1 protein-coding gene is annotated in these 551 nt (G+C 53.2%); it reads left to right on the top strand.

What is annotated here, in order from left to right; translation table 11 throughout:
* Positions 1–333: 333 nt before the first annotated feature.
* On the top strand, positions 334–551 hold a 218-nt coding region (locus ACR0EL_RS22690), incomplete at its 3' end, for a hypothetical protein (RefSeq protein WP_480502384.1).

A 551-nucleotide genomic window follows, 5' to 3' on the forward strand; every position in this document is an offset into this window, starting at 1 on the left:
CACTTGGGAACCGCTCGGACAGGCAGAATGTCGGCAGCCTCAGCGCTGACCACGGACGGAAGCACGTACCCGACAGAGACTGACAAACGGCAAAGCGAGAATAATGCGAACTCTGCAAGTTCGTAACGGATAAGGTTCGGGGTGTTTAGGTTAGCCGTGTGTCTGGATGGTTTTTTGTTGAAAGGTGCCCTTTTGCCATTTGAAGCGTCTTATGCCTCTTTCCCTGGACTTGCGTGGCTGCGAACCGCCATTAGATACAGATCAGAGCGCAAAGCTCTCAGTTCGAGGCCCAGACATCAACCGCGGTTGGGGTGTGACTATTCGGGAGCCTAAATGTTCGAAAGCGCGACTTTCCGTCGAAGCGAGACAAGCCACCAAGATTTCATGGATCTTGGTCTGCTTGCTGAAACACTCCTTTTCTACGGACAGGTGAATCTACTGCTTGATACGGCTAATCTAAGCCATCTGCTTCGAACACTTGGCCCGTTGACGACCCATAGGCTGGTGACCGCTCCCGGGGTGAACCCGCTCTTGGTAAATGAGACTCTGGG

It is taken from the genome of Ruegeria sp. AH12 (genome assembly GCF_056541465.1).